The organism is Ruegeria sp. HKCCD4884 (assembly GCF_013110855.1).
In the GTDB taxonomy this organism is placed as follows: Bacteria; Pseudomonadota; Alphaproteobacteria; order Rhodobacterales; family Rhodobacteraceae; genus Ruegeria.
The window spans coordinates 146404-163202 of record NZ_WVRJ01000009.1 but is presented as its reverse complement, the minus strand read 5'-3'; the positions used below and the strand labels follow the sequence as shown (position 1 = coordinate 163202).

The window sequence follows — 16799 nt, the reverse complement described above, 5'->3', positions numbered from 1 at the left end:
ATCTCCGAAACTGGAAACGCATGCACATATCATACAGGATTGCGGCTCTGAATCAGAACCGTAATGCGTTTCGTTTCTTCGATGTCAGATTGGTGTCAGACCGAGACAAACTTCTTTTGATGGGGATCAAAGCATTCCAGACCACCCGCGCCGATATCAGTCCACAAACCATGCAGGCTCAGCGCGCCCTCTTCGACCGCCGAAGAGATAAACGGGAAGGTCATCAGGTTTTCCAAAGATGCCACAACCGCCTGGCGTTCGAATTGCCTGGCTTGATCGACCGGGTCTTCGATGTCCGCGACCAGCCCGTATTTTGGTTTTAGGATGTCCATCCAACGGCCAACAAAGCTTTCTTTGGCTTCCAGTTGCGGCGCTTCGCCCTTGCACATGTCGATGCATCCCTGAACGCCGCCACATTGCGAATGGCCCAACACGATCAGATGCGCGACCTTCAGCGCGGTAACGGCGTATTCAATCGCGGCACTGGTGCCGTGGTGATCGCCATCAGGCGCGTAGGGTGGAACCAGATTGGCGATATTTCGGTGAATAAAGAAATCACCCTGGTCGGCCCCGAACATCGAGGTCACATGAACCCGGCTGTCACAGCAGGAAATCACCATCGCGCGGGGGCGTTGCCCCTCTTCTGCCAACCGCTTGTACCAAACCTGGTTCTCGGAATAAGTTGTGGCTTTCCACCCGTGATACCGCTTGACCAGATAGGTCGGCAAAGGCTTGGCAAAGTCCATTATGATGTCCCAGTTCTTCTCGCTTTAGGACGCTCTAAACCGAATTCAAGGAAAATTCGACCCATTATCCGATTTCCCCGCAAGGTTTTGCAAAGGAATTTACCTCCAATATCAGTCCCACGCCGTGGGGGCGTTAGAACTAGGGTGAATGTGGTGGATAAGATTACAACGCTTGAACACAAAGAATCCGTCCGGCTGGACCCGGATCAACTCAACGGACTGTACCGCCAATTGGGGGACAAGAACGCGCTGGACGTGCTGTGCCGCACGGTTGAAGAACTGGCTGCACGCCTTTCAAACTGCGAACGGCACTGGCGGCATCGCGATTGGGCCGATCTTCGCAAATGTGCCAAATCGTTGGTCGCAATCTCTGAGCAAGTCGGGATGACGGCGCTGGCGCGTGTAGCCGCTGATGTGGCCCAAACCGTCGATGCCGGTGATGCCGTAGCAGCGGGTGCAACGTTGGCGCGACTGATCCGCGTCGGTGAACGCTCTTTGACGGCTGTGTGGGATCAACAGGATCTTTCCGTCTGACAGGGGTTGCAGGCGGATCAGGCGCGGCTAGTCTGGGCTTAGAAATCAACTGCTGAGACACATATGACTCTGTCCTTTGCCGCATCCTCCGACACCTCGATACCGCTTCATGTAATCGCCCAACCGGACCTTGAAGCGTGGCTGCACGAACAGACGCAGCACATGCAATCCTGGGTCGCAGTAAACGGGTTTTCAGCGGCGCTGGGTCAGACTTTGCTGGTGCCCGATGCAACTGGCACGGCAGAGGTCGCGCTTGCCGGATACGGAACCGATGAAAAGCGCGCGCGCAAACGGTTCCCACTGGCCGCTGCTGCCCTGTCCCTGCCGGAAGGCGTCTATCATATCGCGTCTGGCCTCCCTTCGGATCGGTTAGAGATTGAGTGTTTTGGCTGGCTGATGTCTAGCTATGCCTTTGATCGCTATGCCTCACAATCCGGCGGATCAGCGGCGTTGGTCGCACCGGATGGGGTGGATGCGGCGCGCATCGAAGCAATGGCGCAGGCCGAGGCTTTTACGCGCGATCTGGTCAATACACCGGCGTCAGATATGGGACCCGAGCAGTTGCAACAGGCGGCAGAGGCATTGGCCGGAGAATTTGGCGCTGCGTGCAACGTTACCCTGGGTGACGCGCTGTTGGATCAGAACTTCCCGATGATCCACACGGTCGGGCGCGCCGCGGAACAGGCCCCACGGCTGATCGAACTGAATTGGGGCAGCAGCGGCCCCAAACTGACGCTTGTGGGCAAGGGCGTGTGTTTTGACACAGGGGGGCTGAACCTGAAACCGGGCGCTTCGATGGGCCTGATGAAAAAAGACATGGGCGGGGCTGCCAATGTACTTGGTTTGGCGCGCATGATCATGGCGCTGAATCTGCCGGTGCAGCTACGTGTACTGATCCCGGCTGTCGAGAACGCGGTTGCGGGCAACGCCTTCCGGCCAGGTGACATCCTGACCTCACGCAAGGGCCTGACGGTTGAGATCAACAACACCGACGCCGAAGGGCGTTTGGTTCTGGCCGATGCCCTGACGTTCGCGGATGAGGGTGAGCCCGATCTGGTGATCTCGATGGCCACGCTGACCGGCGCGGCGCGCGTCGCCGTGGGCCCCGACTTGGCCCCGTTCTATACGGATGACGAGACCTGTGCGTTGGCTCTGTTCAACGCTGCAGTTGTTTCGGCCGATCCGGTCTGGCGTATGCCGTTTCACACACCTTACGAGGCGATGATCGAACCCGGCATCGCCGATCTGGACAATGCGCCTTCGGGCGGGTTCGCAGGTTCGATCACCGCTGCGCTTTTTCTACGCAGGTTCGTGGGATCGCGCCGCTATATCCATTTCGACATCTACGCGTGGCAGCCCAGCAAGGAACCCGGGCGCAGCAAAGGTGGTCTGGGTCAAGGGCCGCGCGCGATTCTGAACGCTTTGCCCGAGATGTTGGGCATATGACTCGCCTGCGCATATCCAAGCCCGTGGTTGATCTTTTGCGCGACCCTGAAGGGCCTCGCGACAGGCAGGTGCTTTTCGGTGATACGGTTCAGGTCGCAGATGAAAAGGACGGCTGGAGCAGGGTCATCGCCGACAAAGACGGGTACACTGGCTGGCTGCAAACAGATCAATTGACCCATGATATTCCCGCCACCCATTGGATTAAAGCCCCGGCGGCTCATTCCTATGAAAGCGCAGACTTCAAAAGCCGCGATCTGGTATCGCTCAGCTTCGGAAGCAAGATCCATGTTTTGACGGAAACAGATCGGTATCTGGAAATCGAGTTGGGCTTTGTTCCGAAGGTACACACCGCACCAATCTCTGAGACCTCGCAGGACCCCGTCGCAGTGGCCGAGTTGTTCCTTGGGACGCCCTATTTGTGGGGCGGAAACAGCCGATTTGGGATCGATTGTTCCGGGCTTGTCCAAGCAGCGCTGCTGGCCTGCGGCGTGCCGTGTCCCGGCGACAGCGGCGATCAGGAAACTGCTTTGGGCACAACACTCGCTGATGGGTCAGCAGCGCAAAGGGGCGATTTGTTGTTCTGGAAAGGTCATGTGGCCTGGGTATCCGGAGACAATATGATTTTGCACGCCAACGCCAGCCATATGGCGGTAGTGTTTGAACCTATGGATCAGGCTATTGAGCGTATTCAGGCGCAGGGTGATGGTCCGGTCACGGCCCACAAAAGGCTCTAATCGGGCTTAACTGCGCGGATCAGCTTACGCTCCAACACCCGAAGAACCGCACGCAAATCGTGGCCGCGCTTCAGGATGCGACCGTCCATGCCGACCACAGAATACATCCCCTGTCGGGACCTTAGCCGCGGGTGTTTTTCTACACGATAGATCGGGTGTTCAGCAGTGCGCCGGAAGATCGAGAACACTGCCATGTCGCGCAAGTTCGAGATACCGTAGTCCCGCCATTCTCCGGCGGCGACCATCCGGCCGTAAACGGACAGGATTTGGGACATCTCATGCCGGTCAAAGGCGACGGGCATCTGCGCTGCACTTGCCGAGAACCGGCTGGGAGGCTGCATATTCATACCTCCAGCCTTGCCGGAAATCGCGTTTGAATCAAGCCTGATGCGTTACGACCCCAGAATTCAGACAGAAGTGTTACCGCCGACCAACCTGACGGCAAATCAGGATCACCGGCAACAAACCAACGGCCAGAATGACCAGTGATGGCACGGCCGCGCCCTCCAACCGCTCATCCGAAGCCAACCTGTAGGCTTGCACGGCCAAGGTATCAAAGTTGAACGGCCGCATGATCAGCGTGGCGGGCAATTCCTTCATCACGTCCACAAAAACGATCAACAGCGCCGTCAGAAGGGAAGGCGTCAGAATAGGCAAATGAACACGCCGCAAGGTCCCCAGCGGTGACTGACCCAGTGACCGCGCAGCAGCGTCCATATTGGCGTGCACCGTGCTTTGACCCCCCTCATAGGCGCTGAGCGCGGCTGCTAGGAACCGCACCATATAGGCAGCGACAAGCAACCAGATCGAACCTGTGACCAGCAATCCGGTGGATACATCGAATGTCTCGCGCATCCAGGCATCCAGCGCATTGTCGAACCCGGCGAACGGTACGATCAGACCCACCGCAATCACGCCCCCAGGCACGGCATATCCCAACCGCGCCAGATAAGCCGTCGCAGAGGATGCCCGCCCGGGCCTTAGACGTTGGAAGAACCCGATGCTGATCGCCGCAAAGACAGTGATGACCGCTGCCGTCCCGGCCAGAGTCAGCGAGTTCTGGATGAATCCGATATAGCGCCGCGACAGCAGGTTTTGTTCCGATTCCAGCCCCATCTCGACCAGAATGATCACAGGCAGCAAGAACCCGAACAGAACCGGTATCGCACACAGCAGAAAGGCCCCAAAGGCGCGCAGGCCCGTCAGATCGGCTGCCGGTTGCGCAACATGTTGTTTTCCTGCCTGATAATACTTCGCCTTTCCGCGTTGGGTGCGTTCAGCCACAGCCATGATCAAGGCAAAGACCAGAAGGCACAGCGCCAATTGCGCCGCCGCCGCGCGGTCCGCCATGGAAAACCAACTGGTGTAGATACCGGTCGCAAAGGTCTGCACGCCGAAATACGAAACGGTGCCAAAATCCGCGATGGTCTCCATCACCGCCAACAGAACGCCGCCCGCAATCGCCGGCCGTGCCATTGGCAACGAAACGCGCCGAAACGCCAGCCACGGGTTGTTCCCCAGCGCCCGGGCCGCCAAAAACGCCGTTGCGCTTTGCTGCAGAAACGCGGCACGCGCCAGCAGATAGACATAGGGGTACAGCACAAGGATCAGCATCACCGCTGCCCCTTCGGTCGAGCGTATTTCCGGGAACCAGTAGTCGCGCGGACCCCAGCCCGTTACATCCCGCAATGTGCTTTGTACGATCCCCGGATGGTCCAGAATGAACGTGTAGGCATAAGCCAGAACATAGGCCGGGAAAGCCAGTGGTAGAACCAGGGCAATCTCAAGAAACCGCACACCCGGAAATCGGGTCATCGTCACCAGCCAGGCCGCGCCGGTGCCGATGCAGAACGTACCTGTTGCGACAAGCACCACAAGGATCAGGGTGGTCACCGTATAACTCGGCAGAACGGTTTGCATCAGGTGCGAGATCGTATCGGTCCCACCCGTCACCGCTGCCAGCACCACCGCAACCATGGGCAGCAGGCAAGCCGCCGCCACGAGGTAAGCGATCCCAGCCAGCAGGCGGGTTCCGCGTACGCCACGATTGCGCGATCCGTTTTGTGAGTATTCGATCTGGGCCATCATCCCGGCTTGTGACTGGCAAAGGCGAAGGGTTCGCCTTTAATCGACCAAAAAGCTCGGAAACACCAGTGCACCCGGCAACAAATCTGCGGCATTTAACGCCGCAGACGTGTTTTTTGCAGCTATTCGTAGACCCGTTGATCCTCGATGACCAAACCGTCTTTGGGAAGTGAGCCGGGGGCTACAACCTCGATCGCGCCTTTCAGCTTCAGCACTTCGGCCACCGACTTGGCATAGGCCGGGTTATCCCCGCCTGCGCTTTCGATTTGTACGGTCATCGTGTCCATCTCGCCTTGACGCATCGCGATGACGCGGGCTTTGACAATCTCGTCATGTTTGTCGACCAGTGCCGCCACCTGTTCCGGGCGCACGAACATACCCTTGATCTTGGTGGTCTGGTCCGCGCGGCCCATCCAGCCCTTGATCCTCGTGTTGGTGCGGCCGCAAGGCGAAACACCCGGCATAACGGCAGATAGGTCGCCAGTCGCAAAACGGATGAGTGGGTAATCAGGGTTCAAAGAGGTCACAACAACCTCACCCACTTCACCCGGGGCGACCGGAATACCAGTTCCGGGGGTGACAATCTCTACGATCACATGTTCGTCGATGATCATCCCATCCATTGCTGCGCTTTCGTAGGCGATGTTACCAAGATCCGCCGTCGCATAACATTGCAGGCACGTAATCCCGCGATCAGCATATTCCTGACGCAATGACGGAAACAGCGCCCCGCCGCCAACAGCGGCTTTCGAGAAGTTCAGCGAAACGCCCATCTCATCGGCTTTGTCCAGAATGACTTTCAGATAGTCCGGCGTTCCTGCATAGGCCGTACAACCGACATCCCGCGCCGCTGTCACCTGCAATTCCGTCTGTCCGGTGCCCGCAGGCAAAACGGCTGCGCCAACCGCACGTGCACCGTTTTCAAAGATCATGCCCGCCGGAGTCAGGTGATAGCCAAAACAGTTCTGCACAATATCACCGGCGCCTACACCCGCAGCATTCAGGAACCGCCCCATACGCCACCAGTCGTGATCCGTGCTGCCCGGTTCATAAATTGGGCCCGGCGACTGAAATACATGATGAAAATGCCGTGCCGGTTTCACCGTGAACCCTCCAAACGGGGGACGTTCGGCTTGCGCGCGGGTCAGGTCCGACTTTCGCAACACCGGTAAAAGCGGCAAATCTTCGGTCGAAACCACTTTATTAGTGTCTGAATCCGTCAGATGCGCCGCGAACCCGGGCGCGGATGACACGCGCTTGATCTGTTCGACAAGCGCTTCCGCCTGATCAGAGGCGCGTTGGTCTGCCGAACGAGTTTCGAGTGAATCGAAATAGGTCATCGCAATATCCTCCATCCGCTCACAGCCACCTCTTGCGGCGGCGGTAAGACCGCACGTCACGGAAGCTTTTGCGGCCTTCATCTGACATGCCGAGGTAGAATTCCTTAACATCCGGGTTCTCGCGCAGCTCGGCAGCAGGGCCATCCATCACCACGCGTCCGGATTCCAAAATGTATCCGTAATGCGCAAACCGCAGAGCCACGTTTGTGTTCTGCTCGGCCAGCAAGAAGGACACGCCCTCTTTCTCATTGAGGTCTTTCACAATGCCAAAAATCTCTTCGACCAGCTGCGGCGCAAGACCCATCGAGGGCTCGTCCAGCAAGATCGTTTCAGGTCGCGACATCAAGGCCCGACCCATGGCAACCATTTGCTGTTCACCGCCCGAGGTATAGCCCGCTTGTGACTTGCGGCGTTCTTTCAGACGCGGGAAATAATTATAGACCAGTTCCAGATCCTGCTGGATCGCTGCCGATCCATCTTTGCGGGTATAGGCCCCCGTCAGCAGGTTTTCTTCAACAGTCAGGTGTTCAAAACAGTGGCGACCTTCCATCACCTGGATGACGCCCTTTTCCACCAGATCAGCCGGGTCGCTTTCATGCACGCTTTGACCGCGATACTTGATCGAGCCTTTGGTGACCTCACCCCGTTCCGAATGCAGCAGGTTTGACACAGCCTTGAGGGTTGTCGTCTTGCCAGCGCCATTGCCTCCCAGCAATGCCGTGATACCGCCTTTGGGCACAGTCAGGCTGACGCCCTTCAGCACGAGGATTACGTGGTTGTAGATCACCTCGATATTGTTGACCTCAAGCAGGGTTTCCGCCTGCACGTCAGTGGTATTTGCCGCATCCAGCATCAGCGCGTGTCCTCATGCCTTGTTCTGTAGGAGCGGCAGAAAAACCGCCGCTCCGAACGGGTTACGAGGCCCAGACAAGACCTGGGCCTCGGGATTTGCTTACTCGCAGCGCTGCGAGATGTTGTTTTCGGCCGCATAGGCTGCCGAGTCTTCCTCGATCAGCGCGTTGATGACCTCGACGTCAGTTGGCTTGAAGTCCTGAACAGGGTTCCATGTTCCAGCGGCTGCATCCCACTGGACAACACCGACAAGGCCCGGACCACCGTGATTGTCACATGAGACCGCGAATTCAGGTCCAAACCCGGCCATGCCCAGCGCTTCCATCTTGGCGTTGGTGATTTCAAGCGCTTCCATGCCATCGCGCATCATCGACGCGTCGATATCTGCGGTGCCGTGCATCTCTTGCGCGGTTTTCACCGCTTCAGCGGCAAGCATCGCTGCATAAAGACCACGGTTGTATTGCACCGTGCCCAGCTGATCACCCGCACCTGCGGCCTTGCCAGAATCGACAACATATTTCTGCAGATCGTCATAAACTGGGTAATCGTCACCCAGCCCGGTGAAGGTCAGCGCCTTGTAACCGGTGGCCTTTTCACCTGCGGGTTGCACGTCGAATTCAGCGCCGGACCACCATACACCGATGAAGTTTTCCATCGGGAAGCGGATATTGGCAGCTTCCTGAACCGCAACCTGGTTCATGACACCCCAGCCCCACATGATGACAAAGTCAGGCTTTTCACGGCGAATTTGCAGCCACTGCGACTTCTGCTCCTGACCGGGGTGATCGACCGGCAGCAAAGTCAGGTCATAGCCATGCTTCTCGGCCAGTGTCTCGAGCGTGCGGATCGGCTCTTTGCCGTAAGCCGAGTTGTGATAGACCAGCGCAATCTTCTTGCCGCTCAGATCTCCGCCGTTTGATTCCAGAAGATAGTTGATCGCGCCTGACGCGCCATTCCAGTAGTTGGCAGGATAGTTGAACACGTGGCTGAACACTTTACCGTTCGCTGCCGAGGTTCGGCCATATCCCATCGTGTGCAGCGGAATGCCGTCTGCGGTCACCTTGGGAATCAGCTGATAGGTAATGCCGGTCGACAACGGCTGATAAACCAGCGCGCCTTCGCCTTTGGTCGATTCATAGCATTCCACACCTTTTTCGGTGTTATACCCGGTTTCGCATTCCAGCACGCGGGCCGGAACGCCACCGATGCCGCCATCGCGCTCGTTCAGCAGGGTGAAATAGTCGGCGTAGCCGTCAGCAAACGGGATACCACCTGCAGCATAAGGGCCAGTCCGGTAGCTGAGCGACGGGAACACAAGGTCGGCCATGACCGGACCTGCGGCCATCACGGCGCCCAGCGCCAGGGTTGCCAGTTTCTTGTTCATCGGGTGTCTCCTCCCTTGATTGATCCGATGTTGTGTTTCAGGCTTTCCGCCTGTCTTTTCCTTGGGCCAGTCCCTTAGTGCGGGAATGGCCAGAGTCTGAGTTTCTCTTTCGCAACGCGCCACAATTGGGCCAGCCCGTGTGGTTCGAGGATCAGGAACATGATGATCAGTGCACCCACAATCACGAGGTTCAGGTGCGCCACGATATCTGTCGGCCAGCCAAGCAGGTCGACACCAAGCAGCTTTAGAACCACAGGTAGCAAAACCAAGAAGGCCGCCCCGGCGAATGACCCAAAGATCGAGCCTAACCCGCCAATAATCACCATGAAGAGCACCAGGAATGATTTCTGGATACCAAAGACCTCGCCCACTTCGACTGCACCCAGGTAAACCGAAAAGAACAGCGCGCCCGAGATGCCGACAAAGAACGAACTGACGGCAAATGCAGTGAGCTTGGCCTTGAGCGGGTTCACTCCAATGATTTCGGCTGCGATGTCCATGTCGCGGATCGCCATCCAGGTCCGACCTGTTGTTCCACGGGTCAGGTTACGCGCAATAATGGCGCTGATCGTCAGGAAAATCAGGCAGAACAGGTATGTGGCCCAGGCCGGCGCATTCGGACCGGTGATGATGATGCCGAACACGTCTCGCTCGGGCGCGTTGATCTGACCCGAAGCCGAGTAGTTGTAGAACCACGGCACCCGGTTGAAGAGCCACACCAGAAAGAACTGTGCCGCCAACGTGGCCACGGCCAGATAAAACCCTTTGATCCGCAGTGAGGGCAGGCCAAACAAGACGCCCACAATGGCTGTGATGCCCCCAGCGAGGATCACGTGGATGAACATGCTGACATCGGGGAAAGCGGTCATCAGCTTGTAGCAGGCATAGGCCCCGACCGCCATGAAACCGCCCGTACCCAGGCTGACTTGTCCGCAATAGCCCACCAAAATGTTCAACCCGATCGCGGCAATCGCATAGATCAGGAACGGCAGCAGCAGCGCGTTCGCCCAATAGTCGTTGATGATAAAGGGAATAATCCCAAAAGCCACCGCCAGGACGACGTAATACCGGTACCGGTCGAACTTGATCGGGAAGGTCTGGCTGTCATCAATGTACGAGGTTTTGAAATCCCCGGCCTCACGATAGAACATGTCTTACTTTCCCCATTCTTCCTGCGCCCGGTTCCGGGTCGCGGCGTCCAGTTGGTTGGATCCTTTGGCATATCCGCTCGCCTCTGAGGCGCGCACCAGTTTCAAGTAGGCCAGGACCCCCATGATCAGGCCCGCAAAGGCCAGAATCGCAGCGATGGTCAGCTGGCCTTCGGTCAGATCATCCGAAGTCAGGGCGATATACCCGAAGGCCCAGAACCCGGCCCATGCGATCACGTTGATGATGGCGATCAGCTTGGTCATGCATTACACCCTTTCAATGATCTTCTCGCCGAACAGACCTTGCGGTCGAAACACCAGAAAGATCAGCGCAAGAACGTAAGCAAACCAGTTCTCGGTCGCGCCGCCCAAGGCGGGGCCAAGCGCGAATTCAAAGAGTTTCTCGCCCACACCGATGATCAGCCCGCCCACAATGGCGCCGGGGATCGAAGTAAACCCACCCAGCATCAGCACCGGCAGCGCCTTGAGCGCGATCAAAGACAGCGAGAACTGAACGCCCGATTTGGTGCCCCACATGATCCCTGCGACCAGAGCGACGAAGCCTGCCACCGACCAGACCATGATCCAGATGAAGTTCAGCGAAATCCCGACCGACAGCGCCGCCTGATGGTCATCCGCCACCGCGCGCATCGCGCGGCCTTGCTTTGTGTACTGGCTAAACGCGACCAGTGCTGCCACCAACAGTGCTGCGATGACCGTCGCAACGATGTCCAGATTGTCAATAAAGAAGCCGTAATCGAAGATGTTAAAGGTCGTCTCGTCGATCCACAGGTTGATGCCCTGCGGCAGGCCCACATCCAGAGTCTTGATTTCGGACCCCCACATCAGGTCGGCCACGCCCTCAAGGAAATAGGCCAGACCGATGGTCGCCATGAACAGGATGATCGGCTCTTGTCCGACCAGATGGCGCATTACAAAACGTTGTACCGCCCAGGCCAGCAGAACCATCACCGCCATTGTAAGAATAATCGCCACCAAAGCGGGTACGTTCCATCCAAAGTAGTGGATATGAGTGCCGAATATAGCGTTGATCAGATGCGCAAAGGGCACCTGACCTTTCATGATCCCAACCAGCGTCATCGCTGCGAACAAGGCCATAACCCCCTGCGCATAGTTGAAAATCCCCGAAGCCTTGTAGATCAGCACAAAGCCCAGCGCGACCAGAGCATAGAGCACCCCGGCCATGAGACCGTTGAGGATGACCTCCATCGCAAATACGAGTTGTTCAGGCATCTGCGCCTCCCCAAATTTCTGTCTGGATATCAATCATGACTGACCCCCAGATAGGCGTCGATGACCTCTTGATTGTTGCGCACCTCATCAGGTGTGCCGTCCCCGATCTTCTTGCCGTAATCCATCACAACCACCCGGTCGCTCAGGTCCATCACCACGCCCATGTCATGTTCGATCAGAGCAATCGTGGTTCCGAACTCATCATTCACGTCGAGGATAAAGCGGCTCATGTCCTCTTTCTCTTCAACGTTCATGCCTGCCATGGGTTCATCCAGCAGCAGCAGCTTGGGTTCCGCCGCCAGCGCTCGCGCCAATTCGACGCGCTTTTTCAAACCATAAGGCAGGCGGGACACCGGCGTTTTGCGGATGTGCTGAATCTCAAGGAAATCGATAATCTTCTCGACCGCCTCACGGTTCTCCGTCTCTTCCGCCTCGGCCTTGCCTTTCCACCACGCCTGCTGAAACATGTTGGTTTTCATAAAGCTCAGCCGCCCGGTCATGACGTTGTCCAGAACGCTCATGCCTTCGAACAGAGCAATGTTCTGGAACGTCCGTGCGATGCCTTGTTGCGCAACCTCATAAGGCCGCATTGGCGGGCGTTTTGATCCGTGGAACCAAACCTCTCCCTCTTGCGGCACATAAAAGCCCGAGATCACGTTCAGCATCGAGGACTTACCCGCCCCGTTCGGGCCGATGATCGCTCGGATCTCGCCCTCGCGAATGTCGAACGAGATATCCTTGATCGCCACCACACCGCCAAAGCGCAGGGTGATGTTCTTCATCTCCATCACCACACCGCCAATCTGGCGGCCGTCTTCGGTGACATATCCTTCGGAATTATCCAGCATCAGTTACTCCCTGACACGAAAACGAGACGACGGGCGACAGGTCGAGCGGCGCTCATTCCGCCGCAACCTTGTGCTGCGCGACCGGCACAATCGGTGCGTCTACGATCTCCAGAGTTGCAGAAATCGAGCCCTTGCGGCCATCCTCATAGGTCACTTCGGTGGTGGTCGAAACGCTCTTGGACCCGTCATATAGCGCGGCAATGATGTCGTGGAACTTGTCCTCGACAAAGCCGCGACGCACTTTGCGGGTCCGGGTCATCTCGCCATCATCAGCATCCAGTTCCTTGTGCAGAACCACAAAGCGATGCACCTGGCAGCCCGACAGCATTTCATCTGCCGCGACCGACTTGTTGACCTCTTCCACGTGGCTTCGAATCGTCTCTAACACGCGGGGATGACCTGCCAGTTCCTGATATGACGCGTAGGCCACGTTGTTACGTTCTGCCCAGTTTCCGACCGCCGTGAGATCGATATTGATGAAGGCCACGCAGCGATCCTTGCCGTTTCCGAACAGCACGACCTCAAGGATATCGGGATAGAACTTCAGCTTGTTCTCGACATACTTCGGCGCAAACATCGACCCATCGGCCATTTTGCCCACGTCCTTGGCCCGGTCGATGATCCGCAAGTGACCCGAGGTCTCTTCAATGAACCCCGCATCCCCGGTGGCCACCCACCCCTCGGCATCTTTGGTCGAGGCCGTCGAATCGGGATTGTTGTAATACTCAACAAACACACCGGGCGAGCGGTAGTGAATCTCACCCTTGTCGTCGATCTTCAGCTCCACATCCGGTGCGGGAACCCCAACTGTGTCGGCGCGCACTTCACCATCGGGCTGCACGGTGATGAAGACGGTTGCCTCGGTCTGACCGTAAAGCTGTTTCAGGTTGATGCCCAAAGAGCGGTAGAAATCAAAGATTTCCGGCCCAATCGCCTCACCCGCGGTATAGCCGACGCGAAAACGGCCATAGCCCAACGTATCCTTGAGCGGGCCGTAGACCAGCATATTGCCCAACGCGTATTTCAGCTTATCGCCAAAGCCCACCGGTTTGCCGTCCAGCAGCAATCCTCCGACCTTCTTGGCGTGCGCCATGAAGTGGTGGAACATGCGCTGCTTCAGCTTGCCCGCATCCTCCATCCGGATCATCACATTGGTCAGCTGCGTTTCGAACACGCGCGGCGGTGCGAAGAAATAGGTCGGCCCGATCTCGCGCAGGTCCGTCATCATCGTGTCGGCGCTTTCGGGGCAGTTCACGCAGAAACCGCACCAATAAGCCTGACCAATCGAGAAAATGAAATCTCCGACCCAGGCCATCGGCAGGTAAGAGAGAATATCTTCATTCCGGGTCAAATGGTCGAATTCGGCTGAATTCTTGGCGCTCTCGATAACATTCCGGTTCGACAGCACCACACCCTTGGGTTTGCCCGTGGTGCCCGAGGTATATAGCATCACGCAGGTATCGTCGTAAGTGATCGCAGCGATGCGCTTGTCCAGTTCCGCATCAAATCGTGCATGACCGGCACTGCCCTCGGCCATGATGTCCTCAAGCGCGTTCATCTGGGAGTGGTCATACTTCCGCATCCCGCGCTTGTCGGTATAGAGGATGTGTTTGACCTGATGCAGGTTTTCCTGAATTTCGATGACCTTGTCGACCTGCTCCTGATCGCCGCAGACCACGTATTTCGCACCGCAATGTTCCAGCACATAGGCCATCTCTTCGGCGACCGAGTCCTGATACAGGGGCACCGGAACTGCGCCGACCATCTGCGCAGCCACCATCGACCAGTAATGCGCGGGACGGTTGCGGCCTATGACGGCGATATGGTCGCCTTTCTCAACGCCCAATTCCAGAAACCCAAGCGCAATCGCGCGGATTTCCTTGGCGGCTTCCGCCCAGGTCCAGCATTGCCAGATCCCGAATTCTTTTTCCCGATAGGCCGGGGCATCCCCGAACTGGGTCACGTTGCGGTGTAACAGCGCCGGAAGGGAGCTTAACCCCTCAGCGCCCGACTGCATCTGAGCCAATCTTTTTCTCCTCCCCATCCGGCCCCTCCTCCGAGCCGGAAACGACAGATCAGGAACACGCCCCGAATGCCGATGTCCCGATAAGGGACGCAGGAAAGATCAACGTCAAGTTTTGCCTGATGTTTTCTCAATTCTTACGAATTGTAACAGGGTTGGATGGACGGTGTTTCGAGCTGTACAAGCTGTGCAACCTGCCAGAATTCATTGGCGGCTGGCGGTTTTTGGCAGGAAAATCAGGTTTGATCTCTTGATCTGCAGGACGGATTTTCTCCTATCATGTGATCAGCAATGACCAAATTTGAAGGGATCGACTTGTGCATTTTTTCAAACTTTTCTCTGATCACAAAGGCGAAAGCCATTGGGAAGATGTGCCCGTGATTCTGAACGAACGCAGCTTTGCCCCACCGGCCCGAGAGATCGAGATTTCGGAACCAGAGCCCGCCCGACAAGTTCTATTTCTCAGGCTGAGGGCGGGGTGGAACGAGCCAATTCATCCTACACCTGTCAAACAAAGACTCATCTGCTTGAAAGGCGCGGTGAAAGTTACCGCAAGCGATGGTGAAGCTCGGGAAATCAGGCCAGGTGACGTGTGGCACATGGAAGACAAACACGGGAAAGGCCATCACACAGAGGTGATCAGCCGAGGCGATTTCGAAGCGGTGATTATACAATATGAATGATCCTGGCCCGCGCGATCGTTGCGATCAGGACAGATCATAAAATAAACTAAGTTAGGTCTAAGTCGGATACGCTTCTTAGGTACAAAAACGCTGCTCGAACCTACAACCAATCCCGCAATATCGGGATCAATGGCACATCCGCCGCAGGCATCGGGTAGTTCCGCAGATCGTTCGCGCGCACCCATTTCAGCGCCTGCCCTTCTTTCGACTGCGGTATCCCCTCCCATTTGCGGCACGCAAACAGAGGCATCAGCAAGTGGAAATCATCATAGCTGTGGCTGGCAAAGGTCAGAGGCGCGAGACACGAGGCCCAGGTGTCGATGCCCAGTTCCTCATGCAATTCGCGGATCAGCGCAGCTTCGGGGGTTTCGCCGGGTTCGATTTTTCCGCCGGGGAATTCCCACAGACCGGCCATGGATTTGCCCTCGGGACGTTGGGCCAGCAGGACGCGGCCCTCAATGTCGATCAGGGCAACGGCAGACACTAACACTGTCTTCATGAACGATAATCCGCGTTGATCTCGATGTAGCCATGGGTCAGGTCGCAGGTCCAAACGGTGGATGCGCCCTCGCCCAGACCCAGATCGACCGCGATCACAAGGTCCTGACCCTTCATATATTCGGCCGCATCCTCCTCACGGTAGTCAGGGCTGACCCAACCTTTTTCCGCCACAAGAATGTCGCCGAACGAGATGCTCAGCAGGTCACGATCCGCCGCCGCGCCAGATTTGCCAATGGCCATGACGATACGACCCCAGTTTGGGTCCTCGCCCGCGATGGCGGTTTTGACCAGCGGAGAGTTGGCGATGGCCAGCCCGTGGGTTTTGGCGTCGGTGTCCAAGGCGGCTCCGGTCACACGAATTTCTACGAATTTCGTGGCCCCTTCCCCATCACGCACGACCTGTTGCGCGAGGTCCAGCATCACGGTTTCCAAAGCCTCGGCAAAGGCGGAATTGCCAGTGGCGTCCACGCCAGATGCCCCGGTGGCGCACAGCAACAGGCTGTCCGAGGTTGAGGTATCGCTGTCTACGGTAATGCAGTTGAAGGTCCGGTCAGTCTGCGCGCTCAGCATGGACTGCAGCGCCGATTGCTCGACTTGCGCGTCGGTGAAGATATAGACCAGCATCGTCGCCATATCGGGCGCGATCATGCCGGATCCCTTCGCAATCCCCGCAATAGAGACTGTTTTCCCATCAATCTCGACCTGAGCAGCCGCCCCTTTCGGGAAGGTGTCGGTGGTCATGATGGCCCGTGCCGCATCCTCGATGGCATGGCGGCTCAGGCCGGACTTCAAAGTCTCAAGCTGCGATACGATACGGTCATGCGGCAGCTGTTCGCCGATCACACCGGTGGACGAGGTAAAGACACGTTCCACCGAAACGCCAGTGGCCTTGGACACGGCTTGTGTCACCTCGGCCACCGAGGTTTGACCATAGTGACCTGTAAAGGCATTGGCATTGCCCGAGTTCACCAGGATCGCCGCAGGCCCTTCGCTGGACCCACCGATCTTGTCCTGACAATCCAGCACCGGCGCAGCCCGTGTGGCCGAGCGGGTAAAGACCCCGGCCACCGAAGTGCCCGGGTCCAGAACCGCCAGCATGACGTCGGTACGGCCCTGATAACGCACGCCGGCCTCGACAGTTGCGAAACGCACACCGTCAATCGCGGGCAAATCGGGGAAAGACGCTGGGGCCAGCGGCGAAACCTTGGTGATCTTGGCCAC

The 16799-nt window shown here is 57.4% G+C and carries 17 protein-coding genes; 4 read left to right on the top strand and 13 right to left on the bottom strand.

Features of this window, described 5'->3' with window-relative positions; translation table 11 throughout:
- Window positions 1–95 precede the first annotated feature (95 nt).
- Window positions 96–746 (bottom strand): carbonic anhydrase, encoded by a 651-nt coding sequence (locus tag GS636_RS14675; RefSeq protein WP_171092950.1) that lies wholly within the window; start codon window positions 744–746, stop codon window positions 96–98.
- Between the two features lie 144 nt (window positions 747–890).
- Between GS636_RS14675 and GS636_RS14670 the strand changes: the two genes are divergently transcribed.
- The 3 genes from GS636_RS14670 (at window position 891) to GS636_RS14660 (ending at window position 3460) form a co-directional block, all read left to right on the top strand.
- Window positions 891–1280 carry a hypothetical protein gene (locus GS636_RS14670; RefSeq protein ID WP_171670177.1) on the top strand — a complete coding sequence of 130 codons (390 nt, stop codon included), beginning with the start codon at window positions 891–893 and terminating at the stop codon, window positions 1278–1280.
- Between the two features lie 63 nt (window positions 1281–1343).
- Entirely contained in the window at window positions 1344–2726 is a 1383-nt protein-coding gene (locus tag GS636_RS14665) for a M17 family metallopeptidase (protein ID WP_171670174.1), read from the top strand.
- A complete protein-coding gene (locus GS636_RS14660; RefSeq protein ID WP_171670172.1) occupies window positions 2723–3460 on the top strand; it encodes a C40 family peptidase in 738 nt (245 codons plus the stop codon). Before GS636_RS14665 ends, GS636_RS14660 begins: the two co-directional genes overlap by 4 nt.
- Here GS636_RS14660 and GS636_RS14655 read toward each other — a convergent pair.
- The 10 genes from GS636_RS14655 to GS636_RS14610 all read right to left on the bottom strand — a co-directional run bounded on the left by GS636_RS14655 (window position 3457) and on the right by GS636_RS14610 (window position 14388).
- Window positions 3457–3807: a DUF2794 domain-containing protein gene (locus GS636_RS14655; RefSeq protein WP_171092942.1), complete on the bottom strand. Its 351-nt coding sequence runs from the start codon at window positions 3805–3807 to the stop codon at window positions 3457–3459. The genes GS636_RS14660 and GS636_RS14655 overlap by 4 nt on opposite strands.
- A gap of 73 nt (window positions 3808–3880) precedes the next feature.
- Window positions 3881–5545: an iron ABC transporter permease gene (locus tag GS636_RS14650; RefSeq protein WP_171670170.1), complete on the bottom strand. Its 1665-nt coding sequence runs from the start codon at window positions 5543–5545 to the stop codon at window positions 3881–3883.
- A 122-nt stretch (window positions 5546–5667) separates the two neighbouring features.
- Window positions 5668–6885 carry a phenylacetate--CoA ligase family protein gene (locus GS636_RS14645; protein ID WP_171670168.1) on the bottom strand — a complete coding sequence of 406 codons (1218 nt, stop codon included), beginning with the start codon at window positions 6883–6885 and terminating at the stop codon, window positions 5668–5670.
- 19 nt (window positions 6886–6904) lie between these two features.
- Window positions 6905–7738, bottom strand: coding sequence for an ABC transporter ATP-binding protein (locus tag GS636_RS14640; protein WP_171092937.1), 834 nt, complete (start codon window positions 7736–7738; stop codon window positions 6905–6907).
- Window positions 7739–7837: 99 nt separating this feature from the next.
- A complete protein-coding gene (locus GS636_RS14635; RefSeq protein ID WP_171092935.1) occupies window positions 7838–9121 on the bottom strand; it encodes an ABC transporter substrate-binding protein in 1284 nt (427 codons plus the stop codon).
- A gap of 74 nt (window positions 9122–9195) precedes the next feature.
- A complete protein-coding gene (locus tag GS636_RS14630) occupies window positions 9196–10272 on the bottom strand; it encodes a branched-chain amino acid ABC transporter permease (RefSeq protein WP_171670165.1) in 1077 nt (358 codons plus the stop codon).
- Between the two features lie 3 nt (window positions 10273–10275).
- On the bottom strand, window positions 10276–10533 hold the full coding sequence (locus tag GS636_RS14625) for a hypothetical protein (protein ID WP_171670162.1): 258 nt from the start codon (window positions 10531–10533) through the stop codon (window positions 10276–10278).
- Window positions 10534–10536: 3 nt separating this feature from the next.
- On the bottom strand, window positions 10537–11523 hold the full coding sequence (locus GS636_RS14620; RefSeq protein WP_171092928.1) for a branched-chain amino acid ABC transporter permease: 987 nt from the start codon (window positions 11521–11523) through the stop codon (window positions 10537–10539).
- Window positions 11524–11552: 29 nt separating this feature from the next.
- The gene (locus GS636_RS14615; protein WP_171092927.1) at window positions 11553–12371 is read right to left on the bottom strand and encodes an ABC transporter ATP-binding protein; all 819 of its coding nucleotides are present in this window, start codon (window positions 12369–12371) and stop codon (window positions 11553–11555) included.
- A 52-nt stretch (window positions 12372–12423) separates the two neighbouring features.
- Entirely contained in the window at window positions 12424–14388 is a 1965-nt protein-coding gene (locus GS636_RS14610) for an AMP-binding protein (protein ID WP_171670260.1), read from the bottom strand.
- 323 nt (window positions 14389–14711) lie between these two features.
- Between GS636_RS14610 and GS636_RS14605 the strand changes: the two genes are divergently transcribed.
- Window positions 14712–15077, top strand: coding sequence for a cupin (locus tag GS636_RS14605; protein ID WP_171092925.1), 366 nt, complete (start codon window positions 14712–14714; stop codon window positions 15075–15077).
- 100 nt (window positions 15078–15177) lie between these two features.
- Here the strand turns inward: GS636_RS14605 and mutT are convergent, their stop codons facing one another.
- Together mutT and argJ are read right to left on the bottom strand one after the other, a co-directional pair.
- The gene (gene mutT, locus GS636_RS14600; protein ID WP_170334201.1) at window positions 15178–15576 is read right to left on the bottom strand and encodes an 8-oxo-dGTP diphosphatase MutT; all 399 of its coding nucleotides are present in this window, start codon (window positions 15574–15576) and stop codon (window positions 15178–15180) included.
- Window positions 15573–16799 carry a bifunctional glutamate N-acetyltransferase/amino-acid acetyltransferase ArgJ gene (gene argJ, locus GS636_RS14595; protein WP_171670160.1) on the bottom strand — a complete coding sequence of 409 codons (1227 nt, stop codon included), beginning with the start codon at window positions 16797–16799 and terminating at the stop codon, window positions 15573–15575. Before argJ ends, mutT begins: the two co-directional genes overlap by 4 nt.